The organism is Deltaproteobacteria bacterium (assembly GCA_016709225.1).
GTDB lineage: Bacteria > Myxococcota_A > Polyangia > Nannocystales > Nannocystaceae > Xiheibacterium > Xiheibacterium phototrophicum.
This window is the reverse complement of the sequence record JADJEE010000012.1, coordinates 1545895-1562695: the sequence shown is the minus strand read 5'-3', so window position 1 is coordinate 1562695 and position 16801 is coordinate 1545895. Positions and strand designations below refer to the sequence as shown.

General features: G+C 70.5%; 15 protein-coding genes. 5 read left to right on the top strand and 10 right to left on the bottom strand.

The annotated features are described in order from the left end of the window. Position 1 precedes the first annotated feature (1 nt). Both IPH07_31385 and IPH07_31380 read right to left on the bottom strand, forming a co-directional pair. Positions 2-844, bottom strand: coding sequence for a tetratricopeptide repeat-containing protein (locus IPH07_31385; protein ID MBK6921942.1), 843 nt, complete (start codon positions 842-844; stop codon positions 2-4). Next, positions 841-2244 (bottom strand): cytochrome-c peroxidase, encoded by a 1404-nt coding sequence (locus IPH07_31380; GenBank protein ID MBK6921941.1) that lies wholly within the window; start codon positions 2242-2244, stop codon positions 841-843. Before IPH07_31380 ends, IPH07_31385 begins: the two co-directional genes overlap by 4 nt. 707 nt (positions 2245-2951) lie before the next feature. On the opposite strand from IPH07_31380, the gene IPH07_31375 reads away from it, so the two are divergent. After that, positions 2952-3848, top strand: coding sequence for a dioxygenase (locus IPH07_31375; GenBank protein ID MBK6921940.1), 897 nt, complete (start codon positions 2952-2954; stop codon positions 3846-3848). Positions 3849-4070: 222 nt separating this feature from the next. Here the strand turns inward: IPH07_31375 and IPH07_31370 are convergent, their stop codons facing one another. From IPH07_31370 to IPH07_31360, 3 genes are all read right to left on the bottom strand, one after another. Next, positions 4071-5399, bottom strand: coding sequence for a VCBS repeat-containing protein (locus tag IPH07_31370; GenBank protein MBK6921939.1), 1329 nt, complete (start codon positions 5397-5399; stop codon positions 4071-4073). Positions 5400-5482: 83 nt separating this feature from the next. After that, positions 5483-6028 (bottom strand): hypothetical protein, encoded by a 546-nt coding sequence (locus tag IPH07_31365; protein MBK6921938.1) that lies wholly within the window; start codon positions 6026-6028, stop codon positions 5483-5485. Between the two features lie 84 nt (positions 6029-6112). Further along, positions 6113-7738 (bottom strand): hypothetical protein, encoded by a 1626-nt coding sequence (locus tag IPH07_31360; protein ID MBK6921937.1) that lies wholly within the window; start codon positions 7736-7738, stop codon positions 6113-6115. 164 nt (positions 7739-7902) lie between these two features. On the opposite strand from IPH07_31360, the gene IPH07_31355 reads away from it, so the two are divergent. Together IPH07_31355 and IPH07_31350 are read left to right on the top strand one after the other, a co-directional pair. Next, entirely contained in the window at positions 7903-8862 is a 960-nt protein-coding gene (locus IPH07_31355) for a hypothetical protein (protein MBK6921936.1), read from the top strand. A 2-nt stretch (positions 8863-8864) separates the two neighbouring features. Next, on the top strand, positions 8865-9671 hold the full coding sequence (locus tag IPH07_31350) for a hypothetical protein (protein MBK6921935.1): 807 nt from the start codon (positions 8865-8867) through the stop codon (positions 9669-9671). A 76-nt stretch (positions 9672-9747) separates the two neighbouring features. On the opposite strand, the gene IPH07_31345 is transcribed toward IPH07_31350, so the two are convergent. Continuing rightward, complete coding sequence (locus IPH07_31345) at positions 9748-9969, bottom strand: hypothetical protein (protein MBK6921934.1); 222 nt, start codon at positions 9967-9969, stop codon at positions 9748-9750. A 112-nt stretch (positions 9970-10081) separates the two neighbouring features. Here IPH07_31345 and IPH07_31340 point away from each other — a divergent pair, with 112 nt between their 5' ends. After that, the gene (locus IPH07_31340) at positions 10082-11509 is read left to right on the top strand and encodes a hypothetical protein (protein ID MBK6921933.1); all 1428 of its coding nucleotides are present in this window, start codon (positions 10082-10084) and stop codon (positions 11507-11509) included. Between the two features lie 22 nt (positions 11510-11531). On the opposite strand, the gene IPH07_31335 is transcribed toward IPH07_31340, so the two are convergent. The 4 genes from IPH07_31335 to IPH07_31320 form a co-directional block, all read right to left on the bottom strand. Next, positions 11532-12458, bottom strand: coding sequence for a hypothetical protein (locus IPH07_31335; GenBank protein ID MBK6921932.1), 927 nt, complete (start codon positions 12456-12458; stop codon positions 11532-11534). Positions 12459-12579: 121 nt separating this feature from the next. Then, entirely contained in the window at positions 12580-13758 is a 1179-nt protein-coding gene (locus tag IPH07_31330) for a VWA domain-containing protein (GenBank protein ID MBK6921931.1), read from the bottom strand. Positions 13759-13776: 18 nt separating this feature from the next. Next, positions 13777-14373, bottom strand: a complete 597-nt coding sequence (locus IPH07_31325; protein MBK6921930.1) for a hypothetical protein — start codon at positions 14371-14373, stop codon at positions 13777-13779. Positions 14374-14550: 177 nt separating this feature from the next. Beyond that, on the bottom strand, positions 14551-15888 hold the full coding sequence (locus IPH07_31320; protein ID MBK6921929.1) for a hypothetical protein: 1338 nt from the start codon (positions 15886-15888) through the stop codon (positions 14551-14553). A gap of 124 nt (positions 15889-16012) precedes the next feature. Here IPH07_31320 and IPH07_31315 point away from each other — a divergent pair, with 124 nt between their 5' ends. Continuing rightward, complete coding sequence (locus IPH07_31315; protein MBK6921928.1) at positions 16013-16801, top strand: TIGR02453 family protein; 789 nt, start codon at positions 16013-16015, stop codon at positions 16799-16801.

The window sequence follows — 16801 nt, the reverse complement described above, 5'->3', positions numbered from 1 at the left end:
ATCAGAACCTCCATCCATTCGGTGTGGGCGCCATGCGAGTCGCGATGTGCTCGGCGCGCCGGTGCTGCGCGCGACGGCGCACCAGCGCGGTGACCAGCAGCGCGGCTCCGACCACGCCGAGGGTCGCACCGGCGGCGATCGACGCGATCTGCAGGGTCTCGAGATCGCGGCCGCGCGCGTTCAGGTCTTCGGCCGCGGCGAGGCCGAGTCGTTCGGGATTGCTGCCGTCGCCGAGTCGCTCGACGCGGTCGCTGGCGCGGCGCGCCGCCAGCCCGAAGCCCAGACCGCCGGCGAGTGCGATCGCCGAGCCGAGCCCCAGCAGCGTGCTGCTGCTGATGAGGAGCGGACGAATGCTCTTCGCCCGCGGGTCGTCGACCGCCGGTGTGCTCCGGTGCGGCGCATCGCGTTCGGCCCGCGGCGCGGGCGGCGAGGGCTCGGCATCCCGCGGGGCGACCAGCGGGCGCAGGACCTCGAGTCGCTGGGCCACCAGCGCTCGCTCCTCGAGCGGGATCTTGGGCTGCGCGACGAACTGTTCGTAGTAGCGCACGGCCTCTGCGAGCTCGCCCTTCTCCTCGTAGATGCGGCCCATGTTGAACAGGTCGGTGGCGTGGGGGGCGAGCGCGTGGGCGCGGCCGAAATCGTCGATCGCGCCCTGGAAGTCGTCTTCGAAGTAGCGCTGCTCGGCCTGTTTGCGCAGGCGCGCGGCCTCGTCTTCGTCGCTGTCGGCGCTCGCCGACGTGGCCGGCGGCTCCTCGGCCGGGGCTGCGACGGCGAGCGGCGCGATCGTCCACGGACCCAGGGCCAGCGCGGCGATGATGCGGACGCGTGGGCGTGCGGTCTTCACGGCGCCTCCGTGAGCGCGGCCGGCAGCGGCTCGCCGTCGAGGGCCCGCAAGAACGCTGCGAGCGCGCGCAGCTGGGTGGCGTCGAGCGCCAGCGGACGCAGGAGCTCGTCCTTGCTGCCCTCGAACGTGCCATACGCGGCGCCGCCGAGATCGTAGTGACGAATGACGTCCTCGAGCGTCGCGAAGTTCCCGGTGTGCATATAGGGTGGTGTCAATCCGATGCTCCGCAGCGACGGCGTCTTGAAGGCGCCGACCTCGGCGCCCTCGGGCACGACGAAGTTGACGGGACAGGCGGTCTTGTCGGGGTGGTCGCTGTACGTCCCCGCGCAATTGAACTTGTCGGCGATGAGCTTCGCGACACCACCGGCACGCCCCTCGTCCATCTCGGGGACGTTCTCGCCGCTCTGCGGGATCGCGATGTTGTGGAACTCGCCGTCGGTGAAGTTCGGGCCGTTGTGGCAACCCAGGCAGCGCCCCGCGCCGATGAACACGCGCAGGCCCGCCTTCTCTTCGTCGGTCAGCGAGGGGCTGTCGGGCGCGCCGGCGGCGAGGTCGTGCCACAGGCGATCGAAGCGCGAGTTGCGGCTCACGAGCAATCGCTCGTAGGCGGCGACGGCCTTGCCGAAGTTGGCATACACGCCCTCGATGGCGTCGCGCGACTCGGCCGGGAGCGCGTCCCATTCGGGCATGCCGGGCTTGTAGGTCGGGTCGACCAACGGGGTGCCGGTGTCGTCGCGCAGCGCGGGCATGGGCCCGAACACCGCCTCGTAGTCGTCGCGGTATTCGTCGTAGAGATGTAGCGCGACCTTGCTGCGGGTCGACGCCATCGCGGCGCCGCTCTCGGGCACCGCGAGGGCCTGGGCCCACTGACTGTCGGCGCGGCCGTCCCAGAACTGCCAGATCGGTCCGTTCTCGGCGGCGGCACCGAATGCGCCGTTGAGCAGCCCGAGCGAGGAGCGGCCGGTCACCGCGATGCCGCTCGAGAGATTTGCTCGCGAGTCACCGAAGCCGGCGGCCGGGTCGTGGCAGGTGACGCACGAGACCTCACCGTTGGCGCTGTAGCGGGGGTCGAAGAACAATCGCTGGCCCAGCAGCGCCGCGTCGGGGTCGTCGGCGAACGCATTCGATGGATCGGGATGCGGTGCGTCGGGCAGGGGCCCGAGCCACGCGAGAATCGTGCGGACCTCGTCGTCGTCGAAAAAGGCCGTCGGGCCGCCGTCGTCGCTGGAGCTCGATGCGCCGCCGTCGCTCGACGACTCGTCGGCTGCGGGCGGGCCCGGCTCGGGGTCGGCGTTGCACGCCGATGCGACTGCGGCGAGCAGCGCGAGTGCGGCAAGCGATGGCAGCCGACGATCCGTGGCTGTCGATGGCGGAATGCGATGAATGGAGCGCGTGCGCATGAATGATGGGCCTCCGCGGAGGTTCTCGACGAACGATCCGAAGGACGAAAGTGACGACGAACTCGCGATCGTCCGATCGGGGACGATCATTCGATCGCGTGCAATCCTGCGATTTGCAGGTCGGCGCGAAGCTGCCCCGCCGCGGCGATTGGCTGCGGTGGCAGACGATGATTCAGCTCCGCCCGGGCGGCGAGCGACGACCCGAATGTTCGGGTGTCGCGGGCGACGAACGGCAATGTCGAGCATAGCGGTACCGCTCGGGCGCGGCAAGTATCACGTGCTGCAAAATATGTATTCCACCGCTCGTTTGACGGTGCGCGATGTCGATTCCGTGCCATCGCGAGTTCGGCCGCCAGTGCCCGTTTGGCCGCCGTCTGGCGAGGTTTTCAAAATGGTCCGCAGGGTCGACTCGAAGTGGCCGAGCGGTCGTCGTCGTCCGTCGGGCCGCGCGGCCATCGAGCGCCGTCGCCCCGTCGCGAGCGCGAGTCCCATCGCTGGTCGCGTGCCACCGTGAATGGGGGGTCCGATCACGGACACTCTGCCAGCGGCCGGTGAGCGCCGCACGTCGCTCGTGGGCGGGGGGCCGAGCCGTTGGCGCAACATTGTGTTGCGGCCGGGCACCCGCGCGGCCCCGTGTGGCGCGGGCCGGGTGGCGCTACGCTGCCGGCCATACGGCCGTGACGCAGCAACGACCCAACCGCCGCCAGATGCTCGTCGGCTCGCTCGCGGGCGCGGCGACCGTCGCGGCTGGTTGTGCCCGAGCGCCGTCGTCGTCCGCCCGAGAGGATGCACCCATGACCGCCACCCGCCAGCGTATGCCCGTCGCCTATGTCCCCCACGGGGGCGGTCCGTGGCCGTTCGTCGAGATGGGCCTCGATCGCGGCGAGCTCGACGCGCTCGCGGGCTACCTCCGCGGTCTCGCGTCGCTGCCGCCCACGAAGCCGACCGCGCTGCTGGTGGTGTCGGCCCATTGGGAGGCGCCGGTGCCCACGCTGATGACGGCGGCACAGCCTCCGATGCTCTACGACTATTACGGCTTTCCACCCGAGTCGTACACCATCACGTGGCCGGCTCCGGGGGCGCCCGCGCTGGCGGGGCGGGTGCGGGCGTCGTTGAGCGCGGCCGGCTTCGAGAGCGCACAGGACGAGGTCCGGGGCTTCGACCATGGCACCTTCGTGCCGCTCAAGCTGACCTACCCGGACGCGGACGTGCCGACGCTACAGCTGTCGCTGGTGCGGGGCCTCGATCCCGAGCAGCACCTGGCGATCGGGCGTGCGCTGGCGCCGTTGCGCGACGAGGGCGTGTTCATCATCGGCAGCGGGATGTCGTATCACAACATGCGCGGCTTCAACGATCCGCGCGCGCGGACCGATGCCGAGACCTTCGATGGGTGGTTGCGCGAGACGTGCACGAACGCGCCAGCCGACCGCGATGCAGCGCTCGCGCGCTGGAGCGACGCACCCGCGGCCCGGCGGGCGCACCCGCGTGAGGAGCATCTGCTGCCGCTCATGGTCGTGGCCGGTGCCGCGGGGGACGACCGTGGCCGCAGCGGCTACCACGGTGAGATCTTCGGCAAGCGCATCAGCGCGTATCACTTCGGCTAGGACCTCGACACAGCGATTGTGATGGGTCAGAACGCCGTCATGGCCGCGACTCCGCAAGGCGCCGTGCCGCCGGAATACCGGGCGTATTTCAAGGTGCGGCAACGCAGCGAGGCGCGGTCAGGGCGGTGTTATGGCCCGTCACAATCGCTGTGTCGAGGTCCTAGGTGCTGTCCGCCACCGCATTGGCGCGAGCCTGCGCGTGGCCCGGGCGGGCCCGGGCGATCAAGGGGTCGAGAGCACGACCGAGATCCGCTGGGCACCGCCGTCGGTCGCGACCAGGTCGGGAATCGCGTCGGCGTTGGCGTATCCCGACGCCAGCGAGTAGACCGGGCCCGCCAGCGGGATCGCCAGCGGTGGTTGCAGCCCGCCGTCGCCGTCGCCGGGGTACACCCACAACGACTGGCCGTCGACGTGACCGACGACGACGTCGGGCGCGTCGTCGCCGGTGACGTCGAGCAGCAGCGTGTGCTGCGGGTCGTCGTCGGTGGTGTAGCCGACCGGGTCGGCGAAGCCACCGGCGCCGTTGCCCAGCTGCACGAACACCTGCGCGAGCGTGACGTCGACGTACACGAGGTCGCCGTGGCCATCGCCGTCGAGGTCGCCGCCCGAGACACCGCGCGGGAGATCGCCGCCGTCGTCGATCGTGATGCTCGAGCCGAAGCTGGCGTCGCCGTTGCCCAGCCGCACGATCAAGCGCTGCTCACCGTAGGCCTCGTAGACGTAGATGAGGTCGGTGTCGCCGTCGCCGTCGAACTCGCCGAGCCCCATCGCGTGGACGGGGCCGCCGAGTCCGAACCCGCCGAGGTCGAGCGGCGCGCCGTCGCCCGTGCTGCGCAACACCTCGACGCCCATGCTGGTGCCGACGATGATGTCGTCGCCGTCGTCGCCATCGAGCTGCGTGATCAGCAGGTGGCTCGGCGGATTGTTGGCCGTCAGCAGGGGTTGGATCGCGAAGCCGCCACCGCCGTTGCCGCGAGCGATGGACACCGTCGAGTCGTACTCGTTCACACCGACGATGTCGGTGTTGCCGTCACCATCGACGTCGCCGATCTCGGCGGCGATCGAGACCATCGTGATCCCGCCCAGGCCGGGTCCGAAGCTGCCGTCGCCGACCCCGAGGTGGACCACGACACCATCGCCGATGAGGTAGACCACGTCGCGATCGCCGTCGCCGTCGAGGTCGGCGAGCCGACCCGAGAACATCACGTCGCTGCCGTCGACGAGCGTGATGTCGTCGAAGCACAGCTCGCCCACCGCCGCCACGCCGTCGCCGCAGACCGCGACGGGCTCGCCGGTGCTGCCGCCACCGTCGGTCGAGCCGGCCTCGGTCGTGCCGTCGTCGCCGCTGCCGGTGCCCTCGCTGGAACCGGCGTCGCCGCTGCTGTCGCCGCCCGGGCCGTCCGACGTGGCGTCGGAGCTCGTCCCGTGCGGGCCCGACGATCCCGAGCCATCGGTCGATGCCGCGGTGCCCGTGGTGTTCGGATCGCTCGCGTCGGGCGAGAAGCAGCCGCCGGCGATCAGGGTCCAGGCAAGGGTTCCACGGCGACGCATGACCCATGGAGGACGGCGGGGCCGCGTGTGACAGCCTCCGAGCGCCGAAAACCGGGGCGCGGGTCCGCGCCGTCTCGGGGCTCTCAGCGCCAGCGAAAGTCGGCGATGCAGTGCGCGGGCGAAGTCTCGAGCACGCGCACGTCCACCGCCGTCGCGCCGGCGAGCCTGAGGATCCCCTCGACGCGACCGGTGGTCGCGTACCACATGGGCTCGGTGTAGCCCGCGGTGCCCTCGGTCACGACGCGGGCACAGTCACGGGTGAGCGTCACCCAGGTCAGGGTGCCTTGGGAGTTGTATTGACGCCACGCGCGCTCGAGGCGACGCAGGGTGGTCTCGTAGTCGGCCACGCGCAGGAAGATCGAGTACACGCCGCCGAAGTCGGTGCGCGCCGCCTCCACGCCGACGCGGCGGTTGACGTCGAGATCACCCGCGCCGAGCACCTCGCGGATGGTCTCGTGCAGGGCCGCGCTGAGGTGGATCGGGATCATGCGCGTGGGGATGAGCGGCCGATCCAGCTCCGCGGCCACGCCGGCCGGTAATGCCGCGCGCACGCGCATCCACGCCTCGGGTCCGAACAGTCGCTCGACGCCTGCGATCGCGCTGCGCACCGCGGTGGCCTTGACGTGCACCTGCTCCCATCAGTGTAGCCCCCTCGGGGGGCACGAGGGGGTGCCGTTGCGGAGCAGTCCCGATTCTGTCCGCGCCCGCAGCGATCACGGGATCGGCGGAGCCTCGCTGATGCGCTCGACCGCGCTGCCGCCGGCGTAGGCGTAGCTCACGTTGGCGTCGAATCCATACACGTCGATGCCGGCGTTCTTGTCGGAGATGAGGATGTGGGCGCCGGGGTCGATCGGCACGCGCGCATACGACCACGACTCGCCCGCCAGCGGCGGCAGCTGCTGCCACTGCGTGACCGACTGCCCGTCGAGGGTCACGTTCGCGCCCTGCGGTGCGAAGATCGTGACCGTGCTCTGCGCGTACCCGGCGGGTGACAAGAACACGTAGCGCGTCTGCAGCTGCGAGGTCGATGGCTGCGCGATCATGCTGGGGTCGCCCGCGTTGCTCGGCGTGGGGTTCTCGAGGCCGTTGAAGAGGAACTGCGTCACGGCGAACGGGTGCTCGGGATCGCTGCTCACGACCAGCGGTGCGGCCGACGCGAAGGCAGCGGTTTCGTTGGCATCCAGCGAGTCGGGCGCACCGGCGGGCTTGCTGCCGCCGTACTGCAGCTGCGTGCCGTCGAAGGCCGCGGTGATGCGATAGGTCGCGGGGGCATCCTGGCGTGGGTCGGCCGGCAGCGGCGGCGGCGGGGCGATGTAGCTGGCGCCCCACGCCACCAGCGGCAACATCTGGTGCTCGACGTGGTCGAGGCAGCACTTCGTCGCCGTTGCTGGTTCGCTCGCGCTGACGTTGCCCGAGAACACGGCAATCGGATGATCGGCGATCACTCGCGTGCCCGAGAGGTTGCCGTACGGGTTGCCGGTGGCCGAGCCGGGCTTCGAGAGGATCGTGAAGACCTGCCCGCGGTTCAACACCGCACCGTCCCACGCGCCGTCGGCCAGCTCGGCGGTGGGATAGAACGAGACGTGGGTGCCGTCGACGGTTGCGACCGCGCTCACGAACGCGCCGGCGTCGTAGTCCTGCGTCTCGAAGGATCCCGCTGGGTACATCGAGAGTCGCACTGCGTCCGATGTGACGGCGAGGTAGTCGGCCTCGAGCACGTGGGCCGGGAGCAGCGACGACGCGTCGTTGGAGTACACCGGCGTGAGGTTGTCGAGTGGCTGGAACTGGTATGCGGTGATCGGCACGTCGCTCGAGATGCGATAGGCATCGGCGCCGCCATTGCGCGTCGGGTCCACGTTCTGCATCGGCGGGCGGAACGTGTGCGTGTGCAGCGGGGCGATGGTCGCGGTCTCGAGCGCGGTCGTGCCGTTGCTGCTGTAGATCGACACCGTCGCGGCCTGTGCGTCGGAGACGTTGGCGACCACCACTGCGAACTGCTGGTTGGCCGCGATGTCGTAGCTGAACGGCTCCGATGCGAGCCAGCCGTTGGGCAGATCGACCGCCCAGAACTCGCAGCCGGCGTTGGTGCGGATCGCCAGCGCGTCCTGGCAGGTGCCGGGGATCTCGGCCACCGCACCGCCGACGTCGAGCTTGAGGCCGTCGGGGATGTCGATGCCGTCGTCGCCGGTCGAGCTGCCGCCGGGCATCTGGCAGGTGCCGTCGATGCACGCCAGCCCGAGCCCGCAGTTGTCGTCGACGAAGCAGCTGCCCGGCTGCGCCGAGGGGACGCAGGCGGCCGAGACGAGCACGCAGGCCAGGGGGAACGCGATGCGCTTCACGAAGCCGTAGGTGCTGGGCCCGGAGATTTCGATCCGTGCCGGGGATCGAAATTCCCACGGGCCACACCTTGTCCGCCGTGAGTCGCCTTCGCGTTCCACTTTCCATGGTCTTGGCCGCGGCCGTGGCGCTGCCGGTCGCGCAACGCTCGAGGAGCGCGGCCGCGATGCCGGTTCCGGCGACGGCGGCTGCCCACGACGACGTGCTCGCGGGGCCGCGGGGGCTCGATCCAGATCGGCTCGTGAAGGGCGAGGAGGCGGCCTACCAGGCGTACATGCGCGGCAAGCGGGCCCACGAGGGCGCCGACTTCGATGCTGCCCTGGTCGCGTTCGGCGACGCACTGCGTCTGTTGCCCGACGAGCGGCACTACGCGCGCAGTCGCGGCTCGGTCGCGCTGTGGATCGCCCAGTGCCACGCGCAGATCTACGGCCTGCGCGGTGATCTCGAGGCGCTCGCAGCCGAGCGCACGGTGCTCGAGGCCTACACGGCCCGGCTCGGCGAGATCGCGACGGATGCCGCGGATCGCAGCGCCAAGCAGGCGCTGGTCGATGCCCGCATGAAAGAGATCGACGCCGAACGACAGCGGGTCTCGGGCGAGCACGGCGACGCCGACGCGCAGATCGACGCCAGCCTGCGAGGCGACTACGAGGGCGTGAGTGCGTCGAGCTGGGCGCCGCGGGTCGAGGACCTCGCGTGGTACCGCCGGCGCGACGACCCGCGCGCGCGCAGCCGCCAGGCCGACGATGTCGATCCACAGCCGCAGCCGGTCGAGACCGACGAGTCCCATCGCCGCAAGGGCACCGGCCTCATCGCCGGCGGTGCCGTCGGGCTGGGCGTCGGCGTCGCGGCGCTGGCGGTGATGGGCGCTGGCATGGCGCGGGCGCGCGCCGCCGAGTCGTTCTCGCCCACGCAGTCACCCGATGATCGCCGCCAACAGATCTCGCAGGGGTTGTCGGGCAACGCGATGGCAGTGAGCGGGGCGGTCGCGGGGGCGGTGTTCGTGGTCGCGGGCGCGGTCATGGTCGGCATCGGTGCCAAGCGGCGTCGTGCCGACGTGCCGAGTGTCGCGGTGTCGCCGAGCGTCTCACGGCGACACGCGGGGGTTTCGTTGCAGGTGAGGTTCTAGCCATGGTCGAACGCAATCACTTCCGTCCTTCGCGCCACGGCGCAGGCATCGGGCTCGGGCTGGCGTCGGCGCTGGTGGGCTGCCTCTACAGCGGCGACGGCACCCTGGGCCTGCCGTGCAACACCGACCTCGAGTGCGGCGGCACGCAGGCGTGTGTCGAACACGTCTGCGGCGGACCGCAGGCGATCACGCCGCAGGAGGGCAGCACCGGCGACGCGACCGACGAGAGCTCGAGCAGCGGTGACGCAGTGACGGCGAGCGGTGGCGACGACGAGCAGATTCGCACGATGTGCGAGCCGTCGGAGACCCAGTGCCTCGACGACGAGACCCTGCGCAAGTGCGAGGACGGCAAGCTCAGCACCCGTGATTGCCGCGGGTTCTGTGGTGAGGCGCAGCCCACCAACGGCTGCAACGTGCTCGATGACGGCGAGAACCTCTGCTACTGCCTCAACCCGTGGGCCGAGTGCACCGCAGCGCAGGAGGGCACCTCGAGCTGCGACGGCAACAACGGGCGCACCTGCAGCAACGGCTATTGGGTCGCGGAGGACTGCGACACCGTGTGCGTCGAGGGCGGCTATCCCGGCGGCTCGGACCACTGCGAGATGCAGGGCTCGACCCCGACCTGCATCTGCAACGAGACCTGTGTCGAAGGCGCGATGCGCTGCGTCGACACCTTCACCATGGCGCAGTGCTGGGGTGGTTCATGGACCACCTACGACTGCGATCAGCTGTGCAAGGACAATGGCTATCGCTACTCGCCCGGCTGCACGTACTTCGCCGGCGACACCGAGGCCTGCGGCTGCTACTGAGCGGGCGCGCGCGCGGTCCGGAAGTTCGGACCGACGTGCGCGCCACGGCCCCGCGGGGGTCGGGGCGAGCCGACTCTCACCACCAGGCGACGGGCGGCGCCTTCACCTTCGGCGTGCAGGTGATCGTGACGACCCCGCCGCCGGCCGACGTGCAGGTCTTGCAGGTGTAGTTCGGGTCGCTGTTGTCGGTCGTGCAGGTGCCGGGCTTGGGGTTGTTCGGTTGGCCCAGCGCGAGGGTCGGCACGGCGACCATCGGCACCAGGAACGCGGCGAGAAGGGTGGCGATTCGAAGCTGCATCTGACGGTGAGGACGGGCCGCAGGCGACCCTGATCACGGAAATTCGTCACGCGTGACGCGCCGCTGCGCGGGCGGCCGGCGATGCGGACCGGCGTGCTAGCCTCGTGGGACGATGCGGTCGCTCGCGCGTTGGTCGGTCGGCTTGCTCGCACTCGCGTGCGGGGACCGCTCGCGCTACGCATGCAGCGACGACGCGGAGTGCGTCGCCGACGGTGTCGCTGGCGTGTGCGAGCCCTCGGGCTACTGCAGCTTCCCCGACGCGACGTGCCCCTTCGGTCGGCGCTACGGCGAGCTGGCGCCGCGGGGGCTGGCGGGCGAGTGCGTGTCGCCCTCGGCGGGCAGCGGTGGGGTCGATGGCGATGGCAGTGGTGTCGTCGATACGGCCGACTCCGGGGCCGATGGCGGCGGCTGTGTCGACGCCAGCGCGTGCGACGACGACAACCCCTGCTCGATCGACGCCTGCGAGCAGGGCGTGTGCACCCACGCCCCGCGGGCCGACGATCCGAGCTGCGCGTGTGCGGTGCCCAGCGACTGCGTGCTGCTGCCGCCCGACGACGACTGCCGCACCCGCACCTGCGTCGAACAGGTGTGCGATCAGGTGCTGTCACCCGCCGGTACCGCCGTGAACCCCACGCTGCAGACGCCGCGCGACTGTCGGCGTGTCGAGTGTGATGGCCTCGGCGGCACGCGGGTGGTCGACGACAACGCGGACACCCCGACCGATGCCTCCGAGTGCACCGTCGACGCGTGCATCGACGGCACCCCGAGCAACGCGGCGTTGCCCCGCGGGAGTGCCTGCATGGCGGGCACCTGCGACGCCAGCGGTGCGTGCACCGGCTGCACCGACCCCAGCGAATGCGGCGGCGAGTCGAGCGCGTGCGCGACGGTGACCTGCGACGCCGGCGTGTGCGGCGTGATGAACGTGGCGGCCGGGGTCGCGTTGCCGGCCGACGTGCAGACCTCCGGCGACTGTCAGGAGCGTCGCTGCGATGGACGCGGCGCGATCGTCGATGCGATCGACGGCGACGACGAGCCCGCCGACGACGGCAACGTCTGCACCGACGAGGTCTGCAACGGCGGCGTCGCCGGCCACCCGGCGGCGCTCATCGGCACCGCATGTCCCGGCGGCCAGTGCAACGGCGCCGGCGCCTGCGTCGAGTGCCTCGACGACGCGGATTGTCCATCGAACGCCCCGTGCATGGTCGGCGCATGCGAAGGTGGTAGCTGCCAGATCGTGCCCGCGATGGTCGGCACGTCGTGCAGCGACGGCCAGTTCTGCAACGGCGCCGAGACCTGCAATGCGATGGGGAATTGCGTCTCGCCGGGCAACCCTTGCCCCGGCCCCGACGGCGACAGCGACTGCAGCGAGGTGTGCAACGAGATGACCGACATGTGCACCGGCAACGATCCGAGTGGCAGCGAGTGCGGCGACTGCCGCACGTGCAACGCCAGCGGCAGCTGCGTGTACCACTGCGGCGGCGGTCAGACCTGCTGCGCCGGCGACGACATCTGCATCAGCATGGGCGCGATGTGCCCGTGAGCGCGGCCGTAGCCGCGGCGGCTCACCAGTGCTCGTTGTGGGGCTTGAGGTGGCACAGCCCGGTGCAGCTCTTGCTGTCTTGATTGAAGCTGAAACCGTTGGCCGTGATCGCGATATCCGGCTTGCCGTCGACGTGGCTCTCGATCGCGAGCGGGTCGTGGCACTCGGCGCACTGGATGCCCTCGTTGATGTGCCGTCGGTGCTGGCCGGACATCGCCGTGTAGTCGAGGTTCTCGGTGCCGGGATAGGGGTGGCAGCCGCCGCAGGTCGGGGGCGCGTCGTCGTGCTGGTAGGCGCCGTTGTTGCTGATGCCGTTGCCGTGGCACCACAGGGTCTGGCAGCCGCCGTTGCCGTCCCACACGCCCTGCGCACTGATGCCGCCGGCGAAGGAGACCTCGGCGCGGGCATCGGTGTCGTCGAAGACGTGGCCGGAGCTGAGCACGTCGACCGGCTTCACGTGGCACTGCGAGCAATCGTACGGCGCGTGCTGGTACTGCGTGACGTGCCGGGTGTGCGCGATGAAGCTGAGCATCGAGGTCTCGGTGGTGCCGTCGATGTCGCGCGGCGGTGCACCGCTGGGCTCGGCGTCGCCGCCATGGCAGAATACGCAGTCGGTGCGCCAGCCCGCGGTGTGACAGCTGTCGCAGTTGACCTCGCTGGTGCCGCCCGCGAGATCGTCACCGTGGCAGCTGCGGCAATCCTCTTCGTGCAGCTTCATCGCCGGGCCGTGCACGCTCGCCATCGCGTAGTCGAGCGGGTGGTAGCGATCGCCGGGGAGGCCGGTCGAGTCGGCACCGCCCGAGCCCGCGGTCGTGCTCGCGGAGGCCGAGGCGTCGGCCGTCGACGTGCCCGTGCTGTCGCCCGCACCGTCGCCCTGGCCGGGATCGTCGGTCGCGCACGAGAGCGCGAGCCCGCCCAGTGCGAGCACGGTGAACACGGGGACGAGCACGCGCGAAGCCAACATTTCGCCACGGTGTATCGCCGGTGGCCAGCGACTCCGCAACGGGGTGAAACCCTCGCCCTGCGCGGCTCGACGCGTTCAGGCCGCACGGCCCGACGTCGCACCGATGCTAGCCGCCGGGGGATCGCGGCGCGTTCTTGCTCGGCTTCGACTTGCTCGAGCCGCTCGCGCGCACGCTCGCGGAGCCCGAGGCGCTGCTGCTGCCGGGTGAGCGGGCGCTCGATCGCGATCGCGAGCGTCCGCGCTTGGTCGGCTCGGCGCCCGGCGGCGGATCGACGCGCTCGAGGCTGAACTTGGGCGCGCGGTTGGGATCGCACGCCGGCGGCGGCCCGAACTTGGTCGCGTCGAACTCGTAGTCCAAGGCGCCGCTGCCGTTCTTGCGGCCCTTCGCATCGCGGGTGTGGGCTTCGATGCGCACGCTGTGGCTGTTCTTGCGCGCCGGCGTGCAGTAGCTCAGCAGGTAGAAGCGCTTGGTGTGGGCCTCGATCTTGGCCGCGACCTTCTCGAAGGCCTCGCGGACCTTGCCCGGGTCGCTGGCGAGCTCGGTGCCGTCGCGGCCGATCTCCGACAGCTGCTTCTCCTCGAGCTCGGCGCCGACGCCCAGCGCGTAGACCTCGTAGCGACCGTACTCGTCGTTGCCGAGGGTCTCGAGCATCTCCTCGCGCGAGACCCGACCCGCGCGGTCGGTGCCGTCGGTGAACACCACCAGCGTGCCGAACTTGAGCGGGCGCTTGTCCTTGTCGAGGGCCTCCTTCAGCTCCTCGAGCGCGAGCCCGACGGCACCGTTCAAGTTGGTCGACGGGTCCTTGGCCTTGTAGCTGCGCAGACCGTCGATGCCGCCTTCGACGCTGCCCTGGGCCTCGGTGAAGGGCGTGACGGAGTGGATCTTTTCGGCGCCGTCGAACGCGTACACGCCGACCTTCTGGGTCTTGCCGACGCGCTCGCTGAACACCGTGGCCGCGTCGGCGAGCAGGTCGGACTGGCCCGACTCGGTCACGCTGCCGCTCATGTCGAGCAGCAGCAGCGTGTACATCACCGCGGCGACCTCCGGGTTCTGGATCACCTGCTGGCTCTCGTACTTCGAGACCAGCGAGTCGTCCTCGTAGATCTCGAAGTCGTCGGCGGTGAGCCCCGCGACGGGCTCACCCGACTTCTCGACCGTGAAGAACACCCACACGTTGTTGGGCTTGGCCTGATCCGAGTTGATGCGCGTGACCTCGAGGTTGCCGGCACAGCCGGTGGCGAGGGACAGCGCGAGCGCGAGCGATCGGAACGGTCTTGCAATCACGTGGGGCGACCTCGGGGGCTAGAAGTAGTAGCGAACCTTCACGCTGAAGTCACCGTGCGGGAGATCGGGATAGAAGACGTAGGGTGACCAGCCGCCTTCGATCACGGTGTCGAGCGGCACCTTCATCCAGTGGAAGAAGAGCCCCACCGGCGCGCGCACGATCATCGCGGCACCGCCACCGTGGTAGCGATCGCAGTAGTACGGGTCCGGGCCGGGCGGATCGTAGCAGCGGCCGCGGCCGTAGTAGCCGTAGTTGTGATAGCCGTACCAGTTGTAGCCGGAGTAGCCCGACCAGAACGCCATGCCCAAGCCGGCGCCGAGGTACAGGCCGAAGTCCATCACGCTGTTCGACACGAAGGTCGGGAAGTGGAACAGGTAGTTGGCGTGCAGGATGCCGTTGCCGTGGTGCATCGGCGCCCAACCGAAGTCGAACTGCAGCGCGTGCTGGGGCGCGAGGAACAGCTTGAGCGAAGGGCCAGTGGGATCGCCGAGGCCACCGCCCAAGCCGATGCGTCGGCTTCCGCGAGGCTTGGCGGCCTCGGCTTCGGGAAGGTTCGAGCTCGCAACGAGGGCGAAGGTGACGGTCGAGAGTAGGGCGCTGGCGCGACGACGCATCTTGTGGGTCTCCGACCGGGGCGCCGGTGCGAATTCCAGGCCCCCGCACGATCGACCCAGGTGATTCGCAGCCATCGTCGGTCGCTGGTGCTGCTTTCGTAGCACGGCGCACGAACACGGCGCCAGTTGGGTGCGGCGCGCTCGCACAGTGGGCGATGTGGCCGCGTGCGGATCGCGTCAGTCGAGCAACAGCGACTCGATCTGGGCGGCCGAGAGGACGTAGCTCGCGAGCAACGCGCGGCGGTCCTTGGTCTCGGCGATGTCGAGCCCATCGAGGAAGCGTCGATCGTCGGCGTCGTCGCTGCGATCGAGCAGCGAGCGCGCGAAGCTGACCAGCATGCGGCCCTTGACCGGGTTGTCGGTGGGCATGCGCGTGAAGAGCCCGAAGTCGTCGCCCATCAGCCCGGCGATCTGCAGGCCCTTGGGGCGCGGCAGCAGGGCCGTCAGCACGTTGCGCGCGGCGGGCTCGAGCCCCGCGAGCCCGAAGTCGTAGACCGCCTGCTCGCCGAGCACCAGGAAGAACGCGGTGTCGCGGGGCACGCGGGCGATGAGGCCATCGAGCGTGCGTGACAGCGTGCGCTCGCGCGTGCGCTTGGCGGCCAGCATCGCGTCGGCGAGCGCCGGCGGTGCGATGACGAGCTCGCCGACATCGAGGCGCACGAGATCGACGTCGTCACCCTCGTAGCGCAGCTCGGGCACGCGCCAGTGATCGGGCTCGATCTCCATCAGCTGGGCCTGCTCCACCGCACGGGCAAGGCGCGGCTCGAGCCCCTCGAGCTGGGCGATCGCGATCGATCGCGCGAAGTCGTGGTGGTTCATGCCGCCGGCGAGTCGCTGCCAGCCGGCGAGGTCGTCGAACCCGAGCAGGCGCGCGACCGGGCAGGTGGCTTCGAACACGATCGGTGTGGGTTGCCCGCGCGGGCCCTTGGCACCGCGCGCACGGTCGGCCGCACGTCGGGCCTCGCGGGCCTGGTCGCGCTCGAGCTCCTCGTAGAGGATCGCCTTGTAGTCGCGCCCCGTCTTCGCCGCCTTGCGGTGCGCGCGTTCGAAGCGTCGTTCGTCCTCGAGGTCCTGTCGACGTGCTGGATCACAGGTGAACACGCCCTCGAACACGTCGTGGCCAACCCGCTGCAGCAGCGGCGCGCCCGCGACCCCGGCGATGTCGACGTTGAAGAACACGTCGACCTCGGCGGGCAGGTGACGCACCGACCACGGCACGTGGCCGCGGGTCTCTCGCTTGACCCCGGCGTCCCAGAAGCGGCGCAGCAGCGGCTTGACGCCGTCGAGATCGCCGGCGGCGCGGTAGAGGCGGATGAGCCGCAGCATCGCGTCGGCGTGGAGGGCACGCTCGCCCGAGCGAAGCTCGAGCAGCGCCTCGAAGTTGGTGATTGCGCAGGCGGGGCGCTCGATCACGTCCATGCACTGCACCCCGCGACGGTGCAGCTGCTGCGCCTCGGACTCGCGAACGTCACCGCGGACCTCGGTGGCGCAGAGTCCCCACGCTGCGAGCGTCATCGCGGCGGTGAGGCGACGGCGCCGGTGGGACCGAGCTCGCGACATCCGCCGTGGACCTTAGCACCGCTCACGACATTTGCTGGCCACGCACCGCGTGCGACGGGAACGGGTAGCATCCCGGCGCATGGTGGCACGCAAGACCGGCAAGGCGAGCAAACCCAAGGCGCAGGCGACCTCGCGCCCGCGTGCACGCCCGGCGAGCACGGCGGCGAAGCCCACGCGCGCGCCGGGCTTCGCCGGCTTCGACGCCGATCTCTTCGCGTTCCTGCGCGAGCTCGCCTTCCACAACGAGCGCGAGTGGTTCGAGTCGCAGCGCGAGCGCTACGAGCGGAGCGTGCGGCAGCCGGCGTTGGCGTTCCTCGCGGCGGTAGGCCCCGCGATCCAACGCGTGCTGCCGAGCTTCGTCGCCGATGCGCGGCCGGTCGGTGGCTCGCTCATGCGAATCCACCGCGACGTGCGCTTCGCGAGCGACAAGAGCCCCTACAAGACCAATGTCGGCATGCACGTGCGCCACGCGGTCGGCAAGGACATCCATGCGCCGGGCGTGTATCTCCACCTCGACGCCGACGAGTGCTTCCTCGGCGTCGGTCTGTGGCACCCGGAGCCCGAGGTGTTGGGCAAGGTCCGTCGTCGCATCGTCGAGCGGCCGAGCGCGTGGAAGGCGGCGCACGACGGCTCGGCATTCCGCAACGCGTGGAAGCCGGCCGGCGAGTCGCTGGTGCGCGTGCCCAAGGGCTTCGATCCGGCGCATCCCCACGCCGACGACCTGCGTCGCAAGGATCACCTGGCGCTGTCGCCGTTGTCCTTCGATGAGGTTCGCAGCGCAGCGCTGACCAAGCTCGTGTCCAAGCGACTCACCGCCGCGCGGAGCTACGTGCAGTTTCTCTGCGACGCGCTGGACCTGCCGTTGTGA